The sequence below is a fragment of the Paenarthrobacter aromaticivorans genome, from assembly GCF_019038615.1.
GTDB classification, from domain to species: domain Bacteria; phylum Actinomycetota; class Actinomycetes; order Actinomycetales; family Micrococcaceae; genus Arthrobacter; species Arthrobacter aromaticivorans.
The window spans coordinates 1-23018 of record NZ_JAHOPC010000005.1; the positions used below are offsets into that span (position 1 = coordinate 1).

The 23018-nt window shown below is 62.9% G+C and carries 24 protein-coding genes and 1 pseudogene; 16 read left to right on the plus strand and 9 right to left on the minus strand.

Annotated elements, in window-relative coordinates:
- From KSW38_RS09765 to KSW38_RS09780, 4 genes and pseudogenes are all read right to left on the minus strand, one after another.
- Positions 1–519 (minus strand): annotated as a pseudogene (locus KSW38_RS09765) (HNH endonuclease signature motif containing protein); the annotation flags it as partial.
- Positions 520–594: 75 nt separating this feature from the next.
- A complete protein-coding gene (locus KSW38_RS09770) occupies positions 595–1092 on the minus strand; it encodes a DinB family protein (protein ID WP_216924671.1) in 498 nt (165 codons plus the stop codon).
- On the minus strand, positions 1089–1538 hold the full coding sequence (locus KSW38_RS09775) for a VOC family protein (protein WP_216924673.1): 450 nt from the start codon (positions 1536–1538) through the stop codon (positions 1089–1091). The genes KSW38_RS09770 and KSW38_RS09775 overlap by 4 nt, the downstream gene beginning before the upstream one ends.
- 35 nt (positions 1539–1573) lie before the next feature.
- A complete protein-coding gene (locus tag KSW38_RS09780; RefSeq protein WP_216924674.1) occupies positions 1574–2341 on the minus strand; it encodes an SDR family oxidoreductase in 768 nt (255 codons plus the stop codon).
- Positions 2342–2505: 164 nt separating this feature from the next.
- On the opposite strand from KSW38_RS09780, the gene KSW38_RS09785 reads away from it, so the two are divergent.
- Complete coding sequence (locus KSW38_RS09785) at positions 2506–3195, plus strand: hypothetical protein (RefSeq protein WP_216924676.1); 690 nt, start codon at positions 2506–2508, stop codon at positions 3193–3195.
- A gap of 96 nt (positions 3196–3291) precedes the next feature.
- Here the strand turns inward: KSW38_RS09785 and KSW38_RS09790 are convergent, their stop codons facing one another.
- Together KSW38_RS09790 and KSW38_RS09795 are read right to left on the minus strand one after the other, a co-directional pair.
- Positions 3292–3765, minus strand: a complete 474-nt coding sequence (locus tag KSW38_RS09790; RefSeq protein WP_254186318.1) for a GNAT family N-acetyltransferase — start codon at positions 3763–3765, stop codon at positions 3292–3294.
- Positions 3766–3826: 61 nt separating this feature from the next.
- The gene (locus KSW38_RS09795; RefSeq protein ID WP_216924684.1) at positions 3827–6172 is read right to left on the minus strand and encodes a glycoside hydrolase family 3 N-terminal domain-containing protein; all 2346 of its coding nucleotides are present in this window, start codon (positions 6170–6172) and stop codon (positions 3827–3829) included.
- A gap of 200 nt (positions 6173–6372) precedes the next feature.
- Here KSW38_RS09795 and KSW38_RS09800 point away from each other — a divergent pair, with 200 nt between their 5' ends.
- From KSW38_RS09800 to KSW38_RS09815, 4 genes are read left to right on the plus strand one after another with little or no spacing between them, the layout of a single operon-like run.
- Positions 6373–7479, plus strand: a complete 1107-nt coding sequence (locus KSW38_RS09800; protein WP_216924686.1) for a Gfo/Idh/MocA family protein — start codon at positions 6373–6375, stop codon at positions 7477–7479.
- A 26-nt stretch (positions 7480–7505) separates the two neighbouring features.
- Entirely contained in the window at positions 7506–8468 is a 963-nt protein-coding gene (locus tag KSW38_RS09805) for a DUF6807 domain-containing protein (RefSeq protein WP_216924688.1), read from the plus strand.
- A gap of 38 nt (positions 8469–8506) precedes the next feature.
- Positions 8507–9214, plus strand: a complete 708-nt coding sequence (locus KSW38_RS09810) for a cupin domain-containing protein (protein WP_308169323.1) — start codon at positions 8507–8509, stop codon at positions 9212–9214.
- Between the two features lie 24 nt (positions 9215–9238).
- On the plus strand, positions 9239–10261 hold the full coding sequence (locus tag KSW38_RS09815; RefSeq protein ID WP_216924692.1) for a LacI family DNA-binding transcriptional regulator: 1023 nt from the start codon (positions 9239–9241) through the stop codon (positions 10259–10261).
- A 133-nt stretch (positions 10262–10394) separates the two neighbouring features.
- On the opposite strand, the gene KSW38_RS09820 is transcribed toward KSW38_RS09815, so the two are convergent.
- Entirely contained in the window at positions 10395–10808 is a 414-nt protein-coding gene (locus KSW38_RS09820; protein ID WP_216924990.1) for a hypothetical protein, read from the minus strand.
- Between the two features lie 270 nt (positions 10809–11078).
- On the opposite strand from KSW38_RS09820, the gene KSW38_RS09825 reads away from it, so the two are divergent.
- The 3 genes from KSW38_RS09825 (at position 11079) to KSW38_RS09835 (ending at position 13587) form a co-directional block, all read left to right on the plus strand.
- Complete coding sequence (locus KSW38_RS09825; RefSeq protein WP_216924694.1) at positions 11079–11816, plus strand: ANTAR domain-containing protein; 738 nt, start codon at positions 11079–11081, stop codon at positions 11814–11816.
- Positions 11817–11887: 71 nt separating this feature from the next.
- On the plus strand, positions 11888–13261 hold the full coding sequence (locus KSW38_RS09830) for an MFS transporter (RefSeq protein WP_216924696.1): 1374 nt from the start codon (positions 11888–11890) through the stop codon (positions 13259–13261).
- Positions 13262–13359: 98 nt separating this feature from the next.
- Positions 13360–13587: a hypothetical protein gene (locus tag KSW38_RS09835; RefSeq protein WP_216924698.1), complete on the plus strand. Its 228-nt coding sequence runs from the start codon at positions 13360–13362 to the stop codon at positions 13585–13587.
- 277 nt (positions 13588–13864) lie between these two features.
- Here the strand turns inward: KSW38_RS09835 and KSW38_RS09840 are convergent, their stop codons facing one another.
- On the minus strand, positions 13865–14122 hold the full coding sequence (locus KSW38_RS09840; RefSeq protein ID WP_216924700.1) for a metal-sensitive transcriptional regulator: 258 nt from the start codon (positions 14120–14122) through the stop codon (positions 13865–13867).
- A gap of 130 nt (positions 14123–14252) precedes the next feature.
- On the opposite strand from KSW38_RS09840, the gene KSW38_RS09845 reads away from it, so the two are divergent.
- The 7 genes from KSW38_RS09845 to KSW38_RS09875 all read left to right on the plus strand — a co-directional run bounded on the left by KSW38_RS09845 (position 14253) and on the right by KSW38_RS09875 (position 19491).
- Positions 14253–14870 (plus strand): rhodanese-like domain-containing protein, encoded by a 618-nt coding sequence (locus KSW38_RS09845; protein ID WP_216924702.1) that lies wholly within the window; start codon positions 14253–14255, stop codon positions 14868–14870.
- Positions 14867–15625: a sulfite exporter TauE/SafE family protein gene (locus tag KSW38_RS09850; RefSeq protein ID WP_216924707.1), complete on the plus strand. Its 759-nt coding sequence runs from the start codon at positions 14867–14869 to the stop codon at positions 15623–15625. The genes KSW38_RS09845 and KSW38_RS09850 overlap by 4 nt, the downstream gene beginning before the upstream one ends.
- A gap of 22 nt (positions 15626–15647) precedes the next feature.
- Positions 15648–15989 (plus strand): rhodanese-like domain-containing protein, encoded by a 342-nt coding sequence (locus KSW38_RS09855; protein WP_216924709.1) that lies wholly within the window; start codon positions 15648–15650, stop codon positions 15987–15989.
- Between the two features lie 163 nt (positions 15990–16152).
- On the plus strand, positions 16153–17553 hold the full coding sequence (locus KSW38_RS09860; protein ID WP_216924711.1) for an MBL fold metallo-hydrolase: 1401 nt from the start codon (positions 16153–16155) through the stop codon (positions 17551–17553).
- Between the two features lie 195 nt (positions 17554–17748).
- Complete coding sequence (locus KSW38_RS09865) at positions 17749–18105, plus strand: ArsR/SmtB family transcription factor (RefSeq protein WP_308169324.1); 357 nt, start codon at positions 17749–17751, stop codon at positions 18103–18105.
- A gap of 23 nt (positions 18106–18128) precedes the next feature.
- Positions 18129–19109: a TIGR03086 family metal-binding protein gene (locus tag KSW38_RS09870; RefSeq protein WP_216924714.1), complete on the plus strand. Its 981-nt coding sequence runs from the start codon at positions 18129–18131 to the stop codon at positions 19107–19109.
- A 43-nt stretch (positions 19110–19152) separates the two neighbouring features.
- On the plus strand, positions 19153–19491 hold the full coding sequence (locus KSW38_RS09875) for a YciI family protein (protein ID WP_216924715.1): 339 nt from the start codon (positions 19153–19155) through the stop codon (positions 19489–19491).
- A 10-nt stretch (positions 19492–19501) separates the two neighbouring features.
- On the opposite strand, the gene helR is transcribed toward KSW38_RS09875, so the two are convergent.
- Positions 19502–21694 (minus strand): RNA polymerase recycling motor ATPase HelR, encoded by a 2193-nt coding sequence (gene helR / locus KSW38_RS09880; RefSeq protein WP_216924717.1) that lies wholly within the window; start codon positions 21692–21694, stop codon positions 19502–19504.
- 291 nt (positions 21695–21985) lie between these two features.
- Between helR and KSW38_RS09885 the strand changes: the two genes are divergently transcribed.
- Positions 21986–22978 carry an NADP-dependent oxidoreductase gene (locus tag KSW38_RS09885; RefSeq protein ID WP_216924719.1) on the plus strand — a complete coding sequence of 331 codons (993 nt, stop codon included), beginning with the start codon at positions 21986–21988 and terminating at the stop codon, positions 22976–22978.
- Positions 22979–23018: the final 40 nt, after the last annotated feature.

Consider the following 23018-nt stretch of genomic DNA (forward strand, 5'->3'; position numbering starts at 1 on the left):
CGTGGAGGGCCGTGCCTGCTGGGCTTGGGTACGGGTCCGTTCCACGGCGTGCGCCGCGATGACCTGCAGGTATTCCACGGTGCGGGAGATCTCCTCCACCCGCCCGGCGAACCCCGCGGCTTCGGCAAACCCGAACGACAGGGCACCGGCCACGGTGCAGGAACGCAGGCTTTCCAACGCCTCAACGCTGTCAGCCAGCGCTCCCTCAATTCCGAGAGAACCATCAATTCCCCGTGCATCCTCAAGTCCCCGCGCGTCCTCAAGCCCGTGGGAAACGCCGTGCCCAGGGGAATCGTCACGGTCCGCTTCGCCGGGTTCAGGGACGGGCAGTGGTTTGATGCCGCGAAGCAGCGCCATGGCCCTTAGGCTCTCCGAATCGGTGACTGCCGCCGTCGGGCTTTCACAGCCGTCCTGCCCGTGGGCAGGACCGGAGTGGCTTCCGAGGGAAACGCGTCGGGGGCGCAGCGAGGCGCCAGTCACTGCTGCCCGCCGCGCCAGAATATCCCCAATGCTTCCCATGAATAAACCCTCTCACCAGGGTCTGACATTATTAGCTCCCTCTCATTGGGAACCAGGAAACGCGGGAAATAGTGGCTATCTGCTGGTGACTTGCTCCCGCAGAATGTCCGCGTGGCCGCAGTGCTGTGCGAGCTCGCGTAGCATGTGCAGATACACCCAGCGGAGGGGGAGCGGGCCACGTCGATTTCCGAGCACGAGCTCGTCCAGCCCTAAAGCCGAAGCAGCCAGGCGCGAAGCCTCGCACGCTTCGCGATGTGCCTGCTGAATACTTGCGATCGTGTCGGTGTCCTCGAGAATAAACGACTCGTCAGGCGTGGCGGGGATGCCGATCTCGCTCCGGGACCGGCATGAGATGGCCTCATCGAACCACACCTTTTCCACGAACGTGGCGTGCTTCAGCAACCCTAAAAGCGTTGTTCGCGACGGGACCAACGAGCGCCGCGCTTGCTCTTCCGTTAACCCGTCCAGCGACTCGTAAAGTGCACGACGGTGCTCGTCAAGGAATGCATCGAACTGGGACCGGACGTCGTGGTTGATGACATCCTCAGCGAAGGTTGGCGGGAAGACACTCATCCGAAAACCACCGTGCCGTCGTCGTCGATTCTCCAGCCCGGGTTGTGCGCGATCTCCCAGACGATGCCGTTCGGATCCTTGACGTGGCCGTGGAAAATGCTCCCGAAAGCACTAGCCTGGGCGGGCTTCACCACGGTTGCCCCGGCAGATACCAGTTGGTCGATGGTGCTGGACACTTCGGCCGCACTATCGACGTTATGCGAAAGCGTCACGCCGCTGACGCTGCTGGTCGAAACTGTGCTGCTGGTCGAAATATCGCTGTTGAGGTCTTGGTTGAACTTTTCAGCATCGAACAGACCAAGCATCAAGCCCGGACCGACTTGGAAGAAGATGATCTCCCCGGGAACGTCCATCAGCGGATCCCAACCGAGCCCGTCCTTGTAGAACGAACGGGCTCGATCGAGATCTGCGGTGGCAAACGTGATGAAATGCAGTCGCTGGTCCATACGGACATGCTAGCGACAGGATACGACGTCGGGACTTAGCTAAGGTGCTGACGGGCTCCGTTGAGGTGGGAAGCCGGGGCCGAGAAGAGGGCAGAGACATGGTCGCCAAGCTCGTTGACGTGGGTGTAGCCCGGGAACTTGCGGTGCGGAGCAGCTGCCTTCATGGCATCGTCCAGCAGTGCCTTAACCACGAACACCACTGCGGCGGATGTCTGTTCCTTGGGCTCAGTCTTGTGGCCGGACTGGGCTGCCTCGAAGCCGTCTGCGACACCAAGGACCCAAGCCTCGGAAGCTGCCTTAATTGCAGCGTAGCTGGCGCCGGATGCTGTGGGCTTGGCGGCAGCGACAGCCGAGACGATGGCCAAGCGCCCACGCGGCGATGCTTCCAAGTCGGAGTAGAACGCACGCGAAGTGTTCCGGAGCGTCGTCATGATGCTGGTGTGCAGGACGTCCCAGTCCTCGTCCTTCTGGCCAACGATTCCTTCGCCGCCACGCCATCCGCCCACAAGGTGGATAAGACCATCCACAGATCCAAACTCGCTCCTGACGGAATCTGCCAGGGCCTCGACCGATTCCGGGTCCGAAAGGTTGCAGGTGTACGGCACCACACCGTCGTGGGAGGCAGCGAGTGCTTCAAGGCGGGCAGCGTCAAGATCGACGGCGGCTACACGGGCTCCCGCGGCAACCAGCGAGCCGACCACGGCTTGCCCGGCGGCGCTGGTGGAACCCGCAACGACGACGTTGAGGGGCTGAGTGGATTCTGTGCCGGATGCCACGTCGTTGTGGTCATTGGTGATTGGCATGTGTGTCCTTCCAAAGGAAAAAGCTGGTCAGGAAGGAGCCTATCGAGTGATACAGGCTGGCTTATCAATAAACGGGTTGAGAATAAGAATCTCTCATGCTCACGCGCCGCTGACTCAGCCTAAGCCCACGGACGAGGTGGGCCTGGAAGTGGGAGGATGAACCTGTGGAACCCCTCTTCGACTTCCTTGGCAGTTACTGGTGGCTCATTTTCCCCCTTGGCGGGATGGCCGGTGGGTGGGCAAGATCGTGGTCCAAAGCCAGTGAGGAGCGCCATCGCCGAAAGGTGGAGTTGTACAAGCTGAAGAACCAGCTTGCGGTGCACGAGCAGGCCAACCAAGCCGAGGTTGTCTCGCTGATGGCCACGCACGATGCCGTGAACCATAAGTGGCTGGACTACGAACTGGACGTTGGGAAGCTCATCGATTACCCATTGATGACTGACGTTCGCGAGCCGCTAACGGTAGCCTTCCTCCGCGCCAAAAAGGAAGCGGACGGACTGCGCCCGGCCACGCCGCAGGACATAACGACGCCGGCCCGGCTGGCTGAGTATCGTGCTGCTGTCCACAGCTTCGAACTTGCTTTCGATGTGGCCGAACGCGAAGCCAGACGCATCAAGGACAGCAACTTCACCGGCCCGGAACGTCAAAGACTGGCAACTGCAAGGAAGCTGCTACGTATCGCAGAAGACTCCGCTGCTACTCCGGCAGAACGGCAGACGGCGTACAAGCGTGCGCGCAAGGAACTGGATGGCCTGATCGTCCTTCCGGAGGCGACCGTTGCTGCTCTCGAAGGCAGAATCGCTGGAATGCTCGGCGCGCGACAAGATCCTGACACAGACGCACGGATCGCTTGACGCTCAGGGTGCGGCTTCCCGACCTTCTTTGAATCCAAGAGGGGCCTTCTGCAACCCAATTAGGCTGCAGAAGGACTGAGCTGGGCTCAAACAAGGTCAGGAAGCCCCTGAGTTCAGCTCAATCCCCATCACTGTCCGAACAATCGAGCCCGCGAGGTCGTCTTCCATATGGGTCATCCCGATGTGTTCGGCCACCCGCCGGGAGGCGATGTTGTCGGGATGGATGATGGCCACTAGACGTTCCACCCGAGCCTCGTCCCGTGCAAAATCAACGCAGGCTTGGGCAGCTTCCTTGGCGTAGCCTCGCCCCTGGAGGTCCGATCGCACGTGGTAGCCGACCTCCAGCTCGCGGCGCCCATTTACTGTTTGCCAGGTCAACCCGCAGTCGCCCACAAAACCGCCGTCGTGCGTTTCCAGGATCCACAACCCGTATCCGTCGCGGGCGTAATTGGCTTCGTTCCAAGCGATCCAAGCCGCAGCTTCTTCGCGCGACTTCGGCGCGGGGTAGTACGCCATGACGTGAGGATCGCCGAGCATGTCGGCCATAGCCTCAAGATCAGTCGGCGTCATCTCTCGGAACCGGAGTCTGGGAGTGGAAAGTGGGAGCACATTCACAGCCTACAGACGGCAATTAGTCCAATACCCGCACCTCCACCGGCGTCAGCATCTCCCGTTCAAACCCAACAACGCGCCGCGGCCCATGCAGGATCACCTCATGGGTTTGGACATCACAGGTACTGGACGTGGAGATATGCAGCTTTACTAAGCCAGGCGTCACCACACGGGCAAGGTCCAGCCCAGTGAAGGATGTCCGGTCGGCGTGGACAAGAAAGTCCACGACGCCGGATGCGCCGGCTCCCAGTTCCACCCGGGCGTAACCGATGAGCTCGCGGACGGGACGAACAACCTCGCCCACCGGGTCCTCCAAGTACAGCTGCACTACCTCAGCGCCAGCGCGCGCACCGGTATTCGACACCGTACAACTGATGGTGACCGAGTCCGCCGTCGTCATCGCGGGAGCGCTGCATTGGTGGTCTGAGAGCTCGAAGCTCGTATAGGACAAACCGTGCCCGAAGCCGAACAGCGGAGATGGGTCCAGCGCACTGACTTCGGTAGGTCCGGACAACCGAGAGTGAAGGTAGGTTCCTGGTTGTCCGCCGGGGGAGCGGGGTACAGAAACGGGAAGCTTTCCGGAGGGATTGACGACGCCGGTCAGCACGTCCCAGATTGCCTCGCCGCCCTCTTCGCCTGGGAAGAAGCCTTGCACCATCGCATCGGCGCGTTCCACGAAGTCGCCAAGTGCATACGGCCGGCCACTGAGTACCACCACCACGGAACGGGTCCCGAATTCGGCGCAGGCGCTGAGGACCCGGTCCAGCATGTGGTGCTGGTCCCCGGGGAGGCGGAGATCGGCGGCGTCGTTTCCTTCACCTGACGTGCCCCGGCCGAATAGCCCGGCGTTGTCGCCAACCACCACGACGCAGGTATCAACGGAGGCGGCGACCTCGCAGGCTGCGGAAATCTGAGCCTCAGTGGCTGACTCACAATTCCCTGTCACGGAACTCACCACGGAGTGGAAGCGCGAGGAAGCGACGCCAGCAACTGTAGGTACGGAAATGCCCATCGGTACGTCCGGATGGGAAGCCCCCACGTGGGCATCAAAGGAGTAGCAGCCCAGCATGCCGAAGGGGTCGTCAGCCAACGGTCCAACAATGCCGAGCGTTTCCGAACCGGAAAGTGGCAAAGCCGGCGAACCCGCAAATGGTCGGTTGCTCAGCAGCACCAGCGACTGCGCCGCGAGCTCACGGGCCAAGGCCCGATCCTCGGCAGGATCCAGTTCGATTGGGCCGGAAAGTGCAGTGGGCGTTGCCGAGAAGTCCGGCGACAAAAGACCCAGCTCGGCCTTCTGGGTCAGAACTCGTCGAAGTGCCAAGTCGACAACGGATTCGTCCACGGCACCCTCGCGAACGCGTGCGGCCAGCGGCCCGCCAAAGCAATTGACAGTTGGAAGTTCAACGTCGACGCCGGCCCGCAGCGCCAGCACCGCGGCGTCACCGGAATCGGCCGCCACACCGTGCGTGACGTCCAGGAACGCGACCCCAAAGTAGTCGGCCACTACCGTGCCGGCAAAACCCCACTCCTCACGAAGCAGCCCAGTGAGGAGGGCATGGTTCGCGGCGGCAGGTACGCCGTCGACGTCGGTATATGCGTGCATTACGGAACGGGCCCCGCCGTGGCGGATCGCCATTTCAAACGGCGGCAGCATAACGTCGGCGAGTTCGCGCGGCCCCATCGAGACGGGGGCGTGGTTGCGGCCTGCCTGCGACGCCGAGTAGCCCACGAAGTGCTTGAGGGTGGCCACAATACCGGTGGATTCGAGCCCCTGGACGTAGGTGGTAGCGATCGTGCCCACCAGGTAGGGGTCCTCGCCAATGGTTTCCTCAACGCGGCCCCACCGGAAATCGCGGACGACGTCGAGCACGGGTGCAAGGCCTTGATGGACGCCCAAGCTTCGCATCGATGAGCCAATCCTGACTGCCATTTCACGGACCAAAGTTGGGTTGAACGTGGCACCCCACGCCAGTGGGACCGGGAAAGCTGTTGCCTTCCACGCCGCCAAACCGGCCAGGCATTCCTCATGCACCTGCGCAGGGATGCCGAATCGGGAGGCTGACATGATCTGTTCCTGTGCGGCGGCAAGTCGCCGGGCGCCTTCGGATGGATCCACTGGGACGGTGCCGTACATGCGCGTGATCTGGCCCAGCCCGTGGGAGATGACCTCGCCCCAGGAACGCGTATCGCCTGCCATCTGGCTCTGCAGGGGTGCCACGGAATCGCCGTCGCTGGATGCGTTGACCCAAACGCCTACCAGTTGGGCGAGCTTTTCTTCCAAGGTCATTTCGCTGATGAGGTGTTCCACGACGTCCGGACCGGGGACGCGGGCAAGTGCTTGCTGTTCAGCGGCGCCGCTGCTCACAGGCTTCTCCTTGGGTTGATTGGCGATTTTTAGAAACTATCAGAAACTTAGAAGTACTTTCTAGGGACAAAAAGTGTTGATTTACGAGCAGATTCTTCATAGCGTTGACGAAGTGCGGTGCGCAAGCGGGTAGTTTGCACCACAACAGATCAGAAACTTTCGGACATTATCCAAGCCAAAAATTATGGGAGAACCCTCATATGCAGACGTACAGAGTGGCCATCGTGGGAACGGGTGGGATCGCGGCTGTGCACGCATCCAACCTGGCCCGCACCGATAACAGGGCAGAGCTGGTGGCTGCATGCGACGTCGACGACGCGCGGCTGCAGGCTTTTGCCAATGAACATGGAATCGCTGGCCGATACCAAAGCCTCACGGACCTGCTCGCCGAAGCCAAACCGGACATCGTGCACCTTTGCACTCCGCCGATGATGCACATCGATCAAGCCATCGAATGCCTCGAAGCAGGTGTGCATGTCCTGTCCGAGAAGCCGCCAGCCCTCAGCCTTGCGGACTTCGATCGCCTCAACAACGCCGAAGCCCAAGGCGGTGCGCAGTTCTCCTGCGTATTCCAACACCGCTTTGGTGATGCCTCGGCCGCAGCACGCGCCTTGATCGGCGGAAACGCCTTCGGACGTCCGCTCGTTGCCCGCTGCGATACCCTCTGGTACCGGCCGGATGAGTATTTCGACCTGCCATGGCGCGGCACCTGGAAGGCCGAAGGCGGCGGTCCGACCATGGGCCACGGCATCCATCAGTTCGATCTCCTCCTGCACCTGCTTGGCCCGTGGGAAGAAGTCACTGCCATCGCCTCGCGCCAGGCCCGGGCAACGTCAACCGAGGACCTCTCGGCTGCCTTGGTTCGCTTCGAAAATGGCGCTGCTGCAACGGTCATCAACTCCCTGCTCTCGCCCCGGGAAACCTCGGATATCCGCGTCGACTGCGAGTTCGCCACCATCGAGCTCAGTCACCTGTACGGCTACGGCACCAAGGACTGGACCATCACTGCGGCACCCGGCCATGAGGACCAAGTGACGGCTGCTTGGACTGCCGAACCTTTGGAACGAGGCAGCGGCCACTCGGCACAATTCCTGGCCATGTATGACGCGCTCGACGCCGGACTCCCGCTTCCAGCGGGCGCGGACTCAGCGAGGCAGACACTTGAGTTCGCTGCCGCAATTTACGCCTCCGCGTTCACCGGAAAGCCGGTGCGGCGCGGGGAGATCGTTCCCGGCCACGCTTTCTACGCAGGCATGGATGGAGAGGGCCGCGGCAGCCGCGTCCTGGCCTCCACGGCCCGCTCCTGAACCCGACCCGAATCAACGGAGAATCCATGACCACCTCAGCCCAGACCGCCCAGACCACCACGCTCAGTTATGCCGACGACGGCCGTTCCCTGACATTCACGGCGGGCGGCCAGGACATTGCGAGCTATACATACCGTCCCACTGACGATCAATATGAAAGCCCGCGTCCCTTCTTCCATCCCCTCACCACCTTGGAAGGCGATGAGGTAACCATCTCCCGTCCGTGGGACCACGTCTGGCACAAGGGACTCTCTTGGGCGTTGCCGAATGTGGGAGAGCACAACTTCTGGGGTGGTGCGACCTACACCCGCGAGACCGGCTACGCGAACCTGGACAACAACGGGGCCATGAACCATGAAACCTTCAGTTACATCGAGGAATCGGCGTCTACGATTACCGCCGCTGAGGATTTGCTCTGGACTTCACAGCCAACAGAACCGGGCCAACAAGGCACGCCACTCATCCGCGAGCAGCGCCGCTTCGCCATCCAATTGCTGCCATCCGGAAACTCGTGGGCGCTCCTATTCGAAACGGAGATGACCAACGTTTCGGGCGCTGAGATCGGTCTCGGAAGCCCCACCACGGAAGGCAGGGACAACGCCGGGTACGGCGGTCTGTTCTGGCGCGGTCCGAGGTCCTTCACAGGCGGGGAGTTCCGCTCTGAAGCCGGCACCGGAGCCGACGAGTTCATGGGCACGCGATCACCATGGATCGCGTTCACCGGCCAACACGACGTCACCTGCCGGAAGTCAACCGTCATGTTCGTGGAGGACCAATCCAACGCGGGTGCGCCCAACCAATGGTTCGCCCGCTCATCGATGTTCGCTTGCTTGGGTTCGGCTCCGTTCTTCAGCGAAGTAGTCCCGCTAAAGGTCGGCGAACCGCTCAAGTACAGGTACGCCGTCGTGATCTCCGACGGCGACATCGATGCAGACTCGGCCAGTGCGCTCGCCGGCGCAGCTCGCGACGCACTGGATGGTTGGGCCTAGTGTGCACTTCATTTCCCGGCGCGACTGCAGTGTCAGAAGTGAGCATCTACAACTGGCCAAGTCAGGACGGCATGGCCGGGGGATCCCCTCACGTGCACACGGCGTCGACGGAGGCATACGTAGTTGTGGAAGGAACCGGCCGTCTGGAGACCCTGGATTCGCGCGGCTTCACCGTTACGCCGCTGACGCCAGGCGTGGTGGTCTGGTTCACGCCCGGAACTGTGCACCGCGCCATCAACGATTCCGGGAACCTCAGGGTGCTCATTGTCATGCAGAATGCCGGGCTGCCTGAAAACGGCGATGCGGTGATGACGTTCCCGCCAGAGCATTTAGGGGACGTCGACGCGTACTCGCGCGCCGCTTCGCTTCCGTCAAGGGACGCCGACGGCGGTGATGCGGCTGCCGAGGCGGCTGCGCGTCGTCGTCGTGACCTGGCTTTGGAGGGCTATCTGGAGTTGAAGCATGGTGTCATCACATCCGGAGTTTCCGCACTGGCCGGGTTTCATGCCGCGGCTGTTCGATTGGTGAGTGGCAGGGCCGGAACGTGGCGCGGCTATTTGGACGATGGAGCGGCGCGTCAGGCCGGGCTTACCAAGGACAATCTGGACTCTATCGAGTCCATGGAAAGTTTCTACTTGCAAGACTCGAGGACTACGATAGGCGAACGGAAAACCCGCAGGATTTACGGCATGTGCGGCCGAATCCAAGCCTGGGAACTTTCCGAAACTATTGCTGCGGGGAGGTGATCCCGGCCGAAAGGGGTGCGTTCCATGGTGACCAAGCAGGACTCTGGGCGGGCGACGATCGGCGAGATCGCCCGGGAAGCCGGAGTGTCCGTACCCACGGTTTCCAAAGTCCTGAACGGGCATGCCCATGTCGCCGCGGCAACGCGCGCCCGGGTGGAAGAAATCATCGCCAAGCGGGACTACGCCCGTCGGCCGGCCAAAAGGAGCAAGAAGGCCGGTCTGGTGGATCTTGTGTTCCCAGGCATGGCTTCGGAGTGGGCGTGCGAAATCATTGAGGGCGTTGAGCGCGTTGCCCAGGAAGCCGGATACGGCACGGTGGTCAGCAGCCTGTCCCTGGACGGATCACGGATTCGGCCGTGGCTGGCGAACCTCGCCGAGCGGAAGTCCGACGGCGTGATACTGGCGGTTTACGAACTGGACTCGAAGCAGATCCAGCGCATCAAGGCGCTCGGAATCCCCGTGATCCTAATCGATCCCGTAGGCCAGCCAGGCCCGGACCTCACGACTGTTGGTGCTGCAAACTGGGACGGTGCCTTCTCGGCAACCCAGCACCTCTTGAAACTCGGTCACAAGCGTATTGGCATGATCGGCGGCCGCGAGGACCTTCAGTGCAGCGGGGCCCGCGAGGACGGCTACTTGGCTGCGCTCCGCCGGGCCGGTGTCGACGCGGATCCTTCGTTGATGGTGCCCGGTGATTTCTCCACGGAATCCGGCGCCCGGGGAACTGAGACTCTTCTGGCCCTGGATAACCGGCCCACAGCCATCTTCACGGGCAACGATGCCCAAGCCCTCGGTGCCTACCGTGCCGCTCGTTCTGCCGGGCTGCGTATTCCGGAAGATCTCTCGATCATCGGCTTCGACGATATCCCTGCCGCTGAATGGATCGAACCTGGGCTGACCACGGTCCGCCAGCCCGTGGTGCAGATGGCTGAGACGGCCATGCGGGCGCTACTACGGCATCTTGAAGGTGACGAGGAATTGCCGCAGCGGATCGAACTCGGAACGGAGCTTGTAGTGCGGGGTTCCACTGCGTCCCCTGCAACCTAAGCGCAAGGCTGTGGCTTCCCGACCTTCTTTGAATCCAAGGCAGCCCTTTTGCAACCCAAATAGGCTGCAGAAGAGTTGAACTCGGCCCGAACAAGGTCAGGAAGCCACAGGGCTAGGCCAAAGCGCCCTCCAATTAGCCTCGACCCATGCTCGTCGACGGGTCCTGGTCACCTTCGGAAGGGTCTGCACGGAGTTCGTCCGGGGTGCCATCCGGCAGACCTGCGGGTCCGGGGACGTCGCCCGTGGAGGCCGGAAGGTTGTCGTCGGTTTCCATGCGTTGGCCAGCACCGGCGTCGAGACCTGGCTCGTTCTGGCGTTCGCCGGCGTCGCTCGCAGTCGCATTGTGACGCGGGGTTGTCTGAGCAGCCTTGTCAGGCGATTCGGAGTCCATCGCGTTGGAACCTTCGCTGATGGAGGAGCGGACCTGGATGTCGTCATCCTTCTCGTTCGGCTCCGGAACCTGCCCTTTGTCAACGGGATCAGACGTGCTAGCCAGGTCTTCCATCGCGTTTTCGGCGGCTTTGCGGATGCTGTCTTCAACGCCCATCAGATGTTCTCCTTTGCACGAATCGTCCGGTGTCCGGACTCGGATAATAAAGTAAGCCTACTTACTTTCTGTTCGATGTGACACCCTGCCCGGATTGACAAACCGGGTCCGATTTGGTTCATGAATCTGCTGGTTAACGCATGTCGTGCCGCACTTTGTACCGTTGATCGTTGAACGATATGGTGTCTTCAGACCGTTTTGCAGAGGGCGGCGATATTCGCTCCTTTGCTGTCTGCTGGGGACGCTTTTCAGTCAGTAGGAACGTGCCACATGGTCAACCCCCGCCCCGAGCAGGAAGCTCTCCAGAATGGATATTTTCTGGACCTCGTCCTGGGTAGCGAAGACGTCGAGGCTTTTCTCGGCGATCTGGCTTCTTTCTCGGCAGAAAGCCTCTCACACCGCAACACCGCTGTTTATTGCGGCATCACAGTCCTTCGGCGCAAGAAGTCAGCCACCGCCGCAAGCAGTGATGACCGGGCCCGCGTCATGGACGAACTCCAAAACGCCTTCGAAGGGCCTTGTCTCACGGCCATGGACAAGCTGACCTCCGTGCTGGTCCCGGACCTTCTTCGCGAACACCGTTGGCCGGAATATGTGCAGGCCGCCTCCCATCAGGGGCTTCGGTCCATCCTGAGCGTGCCGCTGCTGGTCGAGGGAGATACCCGAGCTGCCCTGAACCTCTACTCAGAGCGGACCCATGCATTCAGCGAGGATGACGTGGAACGCGCCGAGGTGTTCGCATCGCACGCCGCCAAGTCGCTACGCCTCGCGCTGAAGATCGCGCAACTCAGCGATGCGCGGAATGATCTTGCCGCGGCGATGCAATCGCGCACGGTGATCGACCTGGCGGTGGGCGCCATCATGGCGCAGAACCACTGCAGCCAGGAAGAAGCGTTCACCATCCTGAGGACTGCCTCCAGCAATCGGAACATCAAGCTGCGGCATTTGGCCCAGTCGATCATCGCCGCCGTGTCCTCCGGGAAGGTTACGACGCACTTCGAGGAGTAGGGCCCGCCTGGAATGTCCGCCCCGCGAACGCGTTTCGTAACCCGAAGCAACTATGGAGCAGACTTGGGTGAGTGACGACGAATAGACCCCGGCCCGGCCTCGCGATTGCTGCACTGAGCCTCGGGACGGCGCTGAACCCGCTGAACTCGTCCATGATTGCGGTGGCGTTGGTGGTCCTGCGGGAGGATTTCGCGCTCGACGTCGCCAAGGTCACCTGGGTGATCACGTCGTTTTACCTCGCCTCCGCGGCCGGACAGCCGCTCATGGGCAGGCTCGCTGACCGCTTCGGCCCTCGCCGGTTGTTCACGTTCGGCATGGCCCTGGTGGCGGTCACCTGCGCGATCGCACCGTTCCTTCCCAGCTTCGCCCTGGTGTGTGTGGCCCGCGCGCTGATGGCTGTGGGGACTGCGACCGCATATCCCTCGGCCGTCGTGATGGTCACCCAGCTGAGCAAGCTCGCCAATTTGCCGTCGACGAGGCCGCTGGGCAGGATCCAGATGGCAAACACGTCGGCCGCTGCCGTGGGTCCGGTGGTGGGCGGTTTGTTGGTGAGCCTGGTCGGCTGGCAGGCCTTGTTCGCGATCAACGTGCCAATCGCGCTGGTTGCACTCGTTGTGGTGCACAAGGCTGCGCCAGCTGACTCCGGCCGCGAAACGGGCAAGCTATCGGCGCTGATCCGCGACTCCGACATCCCCGGAATCCTCGCATTCGTTATGTCGCTCATGCTCGCCATGATGGCGCTGCTCAACGTGATGCCGGCCTACCGTTGGTGGCTCCTGGGTGCTGCGACAGTGATCGGCGCGCTCTTCGCCTGGCGCGAGCTGCACTTCCGGCCGCCGTTCCTGGACCTCCGCCTGCTGGGCAGGAACCGGCCGTTGCTGCTGGTGTATTTGCTGTTCATTGTTTTCAGCGGCGTCTACTACTTTGCCTTCTTCGGACTGCCGCAGTTGCTGCAGGAGGCAGGCCATTACGACGCCGGGGTGGTGGGCCTGCTGATGCTGCCCCTTGCGGCGTTGTCGGTTGTGGTGACGCCACTGACGGTGCGGCTGATGGAGCGGTTCGGCGTGCGTTCCGTCCTGATCACAGGCGTGCTGGTTCTGACTGTCGCTGCAGCGGGTCTTGGCGCGCTCACGTTGTCGCTGTGGGCGCCGTTGGTGTTCGTGCTGACTGCAATGATGGGCATACCCTACGGAATGGTGAGCACGGCCTCGAACCAAGGGCTCTACGTTTCGGCCCGCCCGGAAGAACGAGGTGTAGCTGCCGGAATCTTCCAGACGTGCCGTTACCTCGGAGCGATCACTGCCACTGTGCTGATTGGCGTTCTATATGGCTCGGGCGTGAACCAAGCGAACTGGGGACTCATGGTCCTAGTGATGCTGGGCTTGAACGTGCTGGTGTTGGTGCTCGCCGTGATGTGGCGGAAGCCCACTGCGGACACGCGATAAAACAACCGACGCAAAGAATCGGGCCTTCCGCGACACGTTCCGGCATTCACTCGTACTCACCACTGCAATAGTTACGCCCCGGATTGCAGGAGAAGTAGATGCTTGGACTCGAAAATACCCCGGAAATTCTTAGTGGCTCGCCCATGCCCGAACTGTGGCTGCTGCTGGTCACCATTGCCGTTCTTGTGACTCTGGTTGCTCTCGCCGCCGTGGTGGCTTCCCGCTTGGTGCTGCCACTCTCTGCGTTGTTGCAACGACGACGGCGTGGGAGGGGGCCGCGGCATCGCAACTCCCGCAAGCGGGAGTTGTCCCAGGGGAAGCACTAGGCCAAGGCCCCTTGCTTAATGCGTGGACGGTCCGGTTTCAGGCGCTCGATGAACGCGATGGTTTCTGCTGCCCCTGGACCGCCCCGTGCCAGCGTTCAAGCGTGCGCAGGTGACTCCTCGACTCCCGTGCCAGCTCGGCGAGGGGGATCTGATCTTCGACTTGCACCGAAGGATCCGACACCGCTCTGCGCCATTCATGAACCCGGCTACATCGTCGTGCTCTCGCGGTCGGCGAGGGCCCGCTGATGACGGTAAAGCGTTGCCCCGGCGGGGGTGGTCAGGCCAGGGATAGGAAGAGCTTTTCCAGTTCTTTCTTGTCCATGGTCGCGTCCTGCTGGACGATGCATTGCTCAAGCCCGGTGGCGATAACTGCAAACCCTGCCCGGTCGAGTGCCTTGGATACGGCGGCGAGCTGGGTGACGACGTCTTTGCAGTCCCGGCCTTCTTCGAGCATGCGGGTCACGGCGGCGAGCTGCCCCTGTGCGCGCTTTAGTCGGTTGATGACGGGGGTCAGTTCTGAGGGATTGAGTTGCATGGGTCTCTCCAAGGAGGGGGCGTCTGAAGCTTTCACTCCAGCCTATACCCCTGCGGGTGTTTTGACTACCCCCGGGGGTATCTGTAATACTCGGTGGGGTATCCACCCGACCCCTTTCGAGAGGCCAGTCATGACTTCTTCTTACCCGGCGTCAGCCGTTACCGCACTCGCTCCCGAGGCTCTGCAGTCCTGGATCAAAGAACACCAGGATCTCGTGGTCATTGATGTCCGCTCCGCTGCCGAATTCGAGTCCATGCACATCCGCGGCTCCTACAACGTGCCGCTTCCGCTGCTGTCCGAGCACACCGACGAACTCGCAGCCCGGCTGGGCTCCCGTGTTGTCCTGGTGTGCCAGTCCGGCGTCCGCGCCGAGCAGGCACGCCAACGCCTCGCCTCGGCCGGAATCGACACCGCCTACGTGCTCACCGGCGGGGCACCCGGGTTCGCTGCTGCCGGCGGTGACGTGGTCAAGGGCAAGGGCCGCTGGGACCTCGAACGACAGGTCCGCCTGGTGGCAGGCTCCCTCGTAATGCTGGGCCTTGCCGGCGGCAAGTTCGTCTCCCCAAAAATCAGGACGGTTGCCGGCGTTATCGGCGCCGGCCTGACCTTCTCGGCCGCGACCAACACCTGCGCCATGGGCAAAGCCATCTCAGCATTGCCATGGAACAAGGCAACCAAGGAACCCACTCGCGAAAGCGCCATCCTGCAACTTCCCGCACAGACGGCCGTAGAGGACGCCGCGGCATGATCCCGGCCCTGGGTCTGGGGCTCGTCGTCGGCGTCGTACTGGGTGTTGTGGGCGGCGGCGGGTCCATCATCGCCGTGCCGGCCCTGGTGTACGCCGTGGGCATGAGCCCCGCCCAGGCCATTCCCACCTCGCTGGTGGTAGTGGGCGTATCCTCGCTTGCCGCCCTGCTGCCCCGGATCCGCGAGGGCCTGAACTGGCCCGTGATCGCGCTGGTCGGGGCTGCCGGGATCCCGGCAGCCTGGACCGGCGCGGCCGTGGGCAAGCTGCTGGATCCCAACATCCTGATGCTGGCGTTCGCCGTGATCATGGTGGCCGCGGGCATCCGTATGCTCATGAAATCCCGCGAAACTGAGGAATCCTGCAGCACCGGGCCACACCGGGCGTTCCGGTCCTGCGCCCCGAAGGCCGTGGGAGTGGGCCTGCTTGTCGGGTTCCTGACCGGACTGCTCGGCGTGGGCGGCGGCTTCCTCATCACACCCGCACTGACCATCTTCCTGGGTCTGCGCATGAAACAGGCCATCGGCACCTCGCTGGCAATCATCGTCGTCAACTCCGCCGCCGGCTTTAGCGCTCACGCCGCCGGCTACACCATCGACTGGGCCACCACCCTGGCATTCGCGGTCCCTGCTGTCCTGGGGTCCATCGTCGCGGCCCGGTTCGCCCGTCGGCTGCACGACAAACACATCCGCATCTCATTCGCGGTGCTCATCTTCGCCGTCGCGGCATGGGTCACCGCCGGCACCGTCACCGCCTGACTCAACCCGACAGGAGAACACCATGGGACTGATCGACTCCCTCAAGAAGGCCTTCAACAAGCCATACAAGACCGTTTCGGTGGCGCAGGCCAAAGAACTCCTGACCGCTGGCGCCACACTCCTCGACGTCAGGTCTACCCAGGAGTGGCGGACCGGCCGGGCGCAGCAGGCCAAGCACATTCCCCTGGACCGGCTGCAAACCAACACCTCCGGGATCCAGAAGACCGGACCGGTCATAGCCATCTGCGCCTCCGGCGTACGCTCCGCGTCCGCCGCCCGGCTCCTCGCCGACAAGGGGTACGACGCCTACTCCGTGCGCGGCGGCATGGCCGCCTGGCGCCAAGCCGGCGAACCCGTCCGCTAACAACCCACAACGAAACCACAAGCTCCGCGCCGGTGCTGGCCACGAGCACACCTGACCCCTGGGTCGAGCATGCCCATAGCTCCGGCTACATGAGACCCCGCAGGGTATCCAAACTCGTTTCAGAACAACCTCCAAATCCCCTTTCACTGAAGGAGAGCACCAGATGCTTATCGAGCGCATTTACGACGAAGACCTCGCGCAGGCCAGCTACGTCATTGGCTGCCAGGCCAAAGGTGAAGCCATCGTGGTGGACGGCCGCCGCGACATCGCCGTCTACCAGGACCTGGCCGCGAAGAACGGCATGAAGATCGTGGCCGTCACCGAAACCCACATCCACGCCGACTACCTCTCCGGCACCCGCGAACTGGCCGCAGCCACCGGCGCCACTATCTATGTTTCCGGCGAGGGCGGCGCGGACTGGCAGTACGGGTTCGACGGCGAGCGGCTCTACGACGGCGACACCATCACCCTGGGCAACATCAGCATCAAGGCCCTCCACACTCCGGGCCACACCCCGGAGCACCTGTCCTTCCTGGTGACCGACGGCGCATTCAGCGACCAGCCCGGCTACCTGCTCTCCGGAGACTTCGTGTTCTCCGGCGACCTTGGCCGGCCGGACCTGCTGGACGAAGCAGCCGGCGGCATCGACACGCGCTTCGAAGGGGCCAAGCAGCTCTTCGCCAGCCTGCGGGAAAAGTTCCTGACCCTTCCGGATTACGTCCAGGTCCACCCCGCCCACGGCGCAGGCAGTGCCTGTGGCAAGGCCCTCGGCGCCATTCCGTCATCCACCGTGGGCTACGAACGTCTCTACGCCTGGTGGGGCCCATACCTCGCCGCCAACGATGAACAGGGCTTCATCGACGAACTCCTCGACGGCCAGCCCGACGCGCACGCCTACTTCGGCCGGATGAAGCGCGAAAACCGCGAAGGCCCTGCCGTTTTGGGCGAACGCTCCCCGTTGCCGGAGCTGTCAACCGACACCGTCGCGGCGGGACTGGCTGCTGAAACCCTGACCTTCATCGACACCCGCTCCAACAACGAGGTCCACGAGGGCACTGTTGTCCGGTCCCTGAACATCCCCGCCGGCAAGTCCGTTGCCAGCTTTGGCGCCTGGGTGGTCAACCCGGAGACTGACAAGAACCCTCTCGTGCTGCTGGCCCGGGATCAGAAACAGGCACAGGACATGTGGGACCACCTGATACGCGTGGGCATCGACAACGTCGCCGGCTACGTCACCGGCATCCAAGGCCTTCCCACGTTCACGCCCAAGCTGATCCGGGCCGAAGACCTCAAGGATTTCGACCCGGCCATGGTTCTGGATGTGCGCAACCGCAGCGAGCACATCGGGGGCAACATCCCCGGCTCCTACCAGCTCAGTGGCGGCCGCGTGATGTGGCACCTGGACAAGCTCCCCGCCGATGGCACCATCGTGACGTACTGTCAGTCGGGCGTCCGTAACTCCGTGGCCGCCAGCGCCCTGCGCCGCGCCGGGTACGACGTCGTCGAACTCGACGGCAGCTACGCGGCCTGGAGCGCGTGGAAGAACAGCGTGCCCGCAGCCTAACCAGGCACGTAAACCTCAAGACCGCCCGGGCAGGATCCCCTCCTGCCCGGGCCTCCTACATGCCCGCAATGCCCGGCAGAACATTTCCCCGCCACACCACCGGTTCGACAAGGGCTCTGCTTGGTTTGCGGCAGAACCTGGCCCAGTTCATGCTGCTGGCCGCCCACAAGGTCAATCCCCTTGCTTAATGCGTTAGTGATTACTAACGTATTATTTGTGTTGGATGCCCTGGAGATAGCTGCCGAGCCGAATCGGCGTCGGCTGCTTCACCTCCTGGCGGGCAGCGAACAGGCGGTCAGCGATCTGGCGGCTCATTTCGACGTCAGCCGATCCGCGGTTTCACAGCACCTGTTGTTGTTGGAGAAAGCGGGCTTGGTGATGGCCCGCAAGGAAGGGAGAAACAGGTACTACAGACTCGATCCCCAGGGGATGGGCAGACTCCGTGATCTTGTTTCGCAGTTCTGGACCAACGAACTGGACCTCCTTGCATCCGATGCCGCCGCTCTTGCCCAACGGCGGGGCAACCAGCATCAACAACATCCCGACTACTAATAACTTCCAAGGCGAGGACGCACATGAGTTTCGATAAAACCATCCACCTGCCGGTCACAGCCGACGAGGCCTTCGCCCTCATCACCCAGCCCGAACGACTACGGCGCTGGCAAACGGTCGCAGCCCGGGTGGACCTCCGGATCGGTGGGGATTTCCGCTGGACCGTTACTCCCGGCCACAATGCCTCCGGAACCTTCCAGGAAATCGAACCGGGCAAGCGCGTCGTCTTCACGTGGGGTTGGGAGGGCGGGGGCGATCTGCCGCCGGGTGCCTCGACCGTTAGCATCACTTTGGAGCCCGACGCCGACGGTACTTCCCTCCGTTTCCAGCATGAGGGGCTCACCGAGGAGCAGGAAACATCCCACGCGATGGGCTGGAACCACTACCTGGATCGTCTGCTGGCTGAGGCTTCAGCGAAGGACGGCGCTGGCCGCGACGACTGGGCATGGGCACCCGATCCCATCAACCAGCTGAGCTCGGCTGATGCATCCTTGGCGATCCTTCTTGGCGTTCTGCGCAACGTCACGCCTGAAGACACAGCGAAGGCAACGCCATGCGAGGACTTCAACGTCAACCAGTTGCTGGACCACCTGGCCGGATCGCTGAAGGGCATCGGCCGTGCGCTCGGTGCAGCACCCGTGGACCACAAGGACGCGCCCCCAGAGGTGCGGATTGCTGAGCTTGCCCAGCCTGCGCTGGAAGCTTTCAGCAACCGCGGCCTTGAAGGCGCCGTCGATATGGGCTTCGCCGAATTGCCGGCAACCACGGTTGCCGGAATCCTAAACCTCGAACTACTCGTCCATGCCTGGGACTTCGCTAAGGCGACGGGACAGCAAGTGGAGGTGTCCGACGTCGTCAGCGATTACGTGACGGAACTTGCCCGGCAGACCATCTCCGAGCAGGTCCGCTCCGGCGGCAGCTTCGCGCCAGAGCAGCCGACGGCGGAGACAGCCAGCAGCCTGGAACGGCTCGTAGCCTTCACCGGCCGCACTGTCACCCTCTAAACCCTCCTCAACCCAAGAACAAAAGCAGGAAAGAAGGACCATCATGTCCAAGTTCGTTTTCATCTATCACGCACCCATGACCCCCGCAGAGGCCGCCCCGCCGTCACCGGATGACATGGCAGCCGTCATGGGGGAGTGGAACGCCTGGGGTGCCAAGGTGGGCGATCGTCTGGTGGACTTCGGCACGCCGCTGGCCAACGGAGTCCGCGTGGCCTCCGATGGCAGCACGTCGCCCAGCCAGCGTGAAGTGGCGGGCTACAGCATCATCGAAGCCGACAACATGGATGCCGCCGTCGAGCTCGCCAAAGTCCACCCGCACCTGAACATGCCCGGTGGCTGCGAGATCGAAGTCCACGAAGCGCAGGAGATCCCCGGGATGTAGCTCGCGTTCCTCAGCGGGTGCCGTGGGTCCGCTCAGCCGTAGTGAGGATGATCAGCTGCTGGGTGGCCCTGGTCATCGCGACATAGCGGTCCACGGCTCCTTCGATGCCCGTACCGAAATCCTCCGGATCAATGAGGACTACGAGGTCGAACTCCAGTCCCTTAGATAGTTCCGGTGCAAGCAAGCGGAGGCGTGGCGACGCTGGGAGCGAGCTGTGTCCGGCGTCGTTCTTGCTGATGACGCAAGCGATTCCTTCGGCGTGCGCATCGAGCCACGTGGTGAGGATTGAGTCCAGGTCTGCAACGGATCCGTGGATGACCGGGAGGTCGCTACTGCGGATGGACGTGGGGACGTTGGCGTCGGGGAGGGCGGCCTTGATGACGGGTTCGGCCTCGGCCATGACTTCCTCGGGGGTGCGGTAGTTGATGCTGAGATGCGTCAGGTTCACGTTGCTCAGCCCGACGCGCTCCAAGCGTTCCTGCCAGGACTCAGTGAATCCGTGCCTGGCCTGCGCGCGGTCACCGACGATCGTGAAGCTCCGGGACGGGCAGCGTTGCAGGAGCATCTGCCACTGGGCGTCGGTCAGTTCCTGGGCCTCGTCCACCACCACATGGGCGAACGGGCCCGCGAGCTGGTCCGGGTCCGCGATCAACACTGAGTCGTCCATGAGCTTCTCCTGCATGTCCTCGCCGCGCAGCATGGACATGACCAGCATCTCGGAATCGTCAGCAGCCACGAGGTCTTCCACCACGCGGTCCATGAGCTCACGCTCGGCAGCGGCTTCCGCCTTCTGGCGTCGCCTTCGCTTGGACGCCTCAGGATCGCCCAGCCGTTGGCGGGCTGCGTCCAGGAGGGGCAAATCCGACACAGTCCAAGCATTCGGTTCGGACCGCTGAAGCTTTCCCAGTTCATCGGCACTGAGCCAAGGGGCGCACAGACGCAGGTACGCCGGTACCCGCCAAAGGTCGGCCACGAGATCCGTGTAATGAAGCAGCGGCCATGCCCGGCTGAACGCTTCCACCAGATCCGGATTCTGCGCAAAGGACCGCCGAAGCAAGTTCTCGGGAACTTCGTCCGTATCGAACTTGTCCACCAAAATGGTGAGCAGTTCCTCCCAGACTTCCTCGCGCGCCTCATTGTGGGGAGTGCCTGGTGTCGGCACGTCGAACGCCTCCGACCAGTCATCTGCGCTCAGCCAGACGTCGGCCCAGGGCGTCTCGACTTCCATGCCCTCCTTCGGCGGTGACTCGTAGAACCTCACCGCCGGCTCGATCGCCTTCACCAGATTCGCCGAAGATTTCAGGCCGGCAACCTCGTTGTCCTCGAGGGCAGCGTCGGCGCCCTCAGGCACGAGGTCCCGCAGGGTGCAGGTCTGCACGCCCTCTTCACCAAGGCTGGGCAGGACATCTGCAACGTACGCCAGGAACGGCCGGTGAGGGCCAACAAACAGCACGCCGCCCCTGCGGTGACCGAGCCGGGGGTCTGCGTAAAGGAGATACGCGGCGCGGTGCAAGGCGACCACAGTCTTACCCGTACCAGGACCGCCGTCGACCACTAAAGCACCCCGGGAAGAGGCGCGGATAATGGCGTCCTGGTCCGCTTGGATGGTGCCCAGCACGTCCCGCATCCGTGCAGACCGGCTGCTGCCCAGGCTGGCGATGAACGCCGAAAGATCTTCAAGCGCAGCGGTGCCGCCGGGCAGTTCTGCCGTGGCCGGGTCCGCGGTGAAAGCCTCGTCCCAGTAGTCGGTGATCCGGCCGCGGGTCCAGCGGTAACGACGTCGGGCTGCCAGGCCCATGGGGTTGGCGTGGGTGGCTCCGAAGAACGGCTCGGCGGCGGGGGAGCGCCAATCGACAAGCAGCCTGCGGCCGTCACTGTCCGTGAGCCCGAGTCGGCCAATGTAGAGCGGTTCCGTGTCGCCGGCGGGGACAACGCGACCCAGGCAGAGGTCCAGCCCGAAGCGACGCAGTGCACGAAGCCTCCCGGTTAGCCGGCGGGTTTCAACGTCCTTCTCCACGGCCTCCTGACCGAAGCGGCTTGGGGCTTTGCGTATGGCATCGAGCTGATCGGACAGCTCGGAGATGGTCTGCTCAAGGCTTTCAGCGATGGCTGCGAAGTGCTGCTCATCGGCAGCAATCAGTGCTGGATCCGCTTTGGGGGCGAGGTGCTCGGGAAGGTTGAACGCGCTGGTTGTAAGAGGCACGCTGTCAGCTCCTTTCTGGGCTGATGGCGCCGGAACCGCGCGTCTGAAACAGCGCGTACTCCCGGCGTCGGCTCTCCATTTTGCAGCAACCCCCGGGCCTTGCGGCAAGCCCCCCAGTGCCGTATAGATTGAAAGTGAGGAGGCACAACGTGTCTCCTTTTTTCGTGCCTTTTTGGCCGGGAGGCACTGTTGATCATGAGGCGGGTGGCTTCCGGACCCAGGCCCTCTTGACTTAAGAACTGAGTATGCTCAGAATTGAGTTAACTCAGTTATCTAATCGGGAGCGCACCAATGAGAGCCTTCGTCCTCAACAAATACAAAGAACTCCTGCAAGAGGTTGACGTTCCGGAGCCCGGAGTTGGCGAACATGACGTGCTGGTGCAGGTGAAGGCAGCCGGCCTGAACCAGTTGGACGAGAAGATCCGGCAAGGGGAGTTCAAGCAGGTTCTCCCGTACAGGCTGCCGCTGATCCTTGGCAATGACCTCGCCGGAGTCGTGGTCGGTGTTGGTGCCAAAGTACGGTCCTTCAAGCCGGGGGATGAGGTGTTCGCCCGTCCGGACAAGGACCGCATCGGCACGTTTGCTGAGCAGATCGCTGTGGCCGAGGCGGACCTTGCCATCAAGCCGGCGTCGATCAGCATGGACGAGGCTGGATCACTTCCACTGGTGGCCTTGACCGCCTGGCAGGCGCTCGTTGAACGCGGCAAAGTTGGCCCGGGCCAGAAGGTCCTGATCCATGCGGGAGCCGGGGGAGTGGGCTCCATCGCGATCCAGCTGGCCAAGTACCTGGGGGCCGCCGTTGCCACGACCGTCAGCGCCGGAAACGCGGACTTTGTCCGCGAGCTCGGGGCGGACGTGGTGATTGATTACCGGACGGAGGACTTTGCGGAGATCCTCCATGGCTACGATCTCGTTCTGGATAGCCTCGGCGGCGAGAATCTGGAGCGGTCGCTGAAGGTCCTCAAACCGGGCGGTAAGGCCATCGGCATCTCAGGCCCGCCGGACCCCGGCTTTGCCCAAGAGCTCGGAGCGAACGCCGTGTTGAAGGGCGCTGTCGCACTCATTAGTGCGGGCATCCGGCGTAAAGCCCGTCGTCTCGGCGTCACCTACGAGTTCCTGTTCATGCGCGCCAACGGCAGCCAGCTCCGGGAGATTGCCGCGCTCATCGACGCCGGGGAAATCCGCCCCGTCGTCGGCCGGGTAGTCCCGTTCGACCAGACGCCGGACGTCCTTGCCGAGCTGGACAAGGGCGGCGTCCGCGGCAAAACAGTCGTCAGCCACTAGGCCAACCAAATAGTGCCAATCAACAAGTCAGGACAAACCT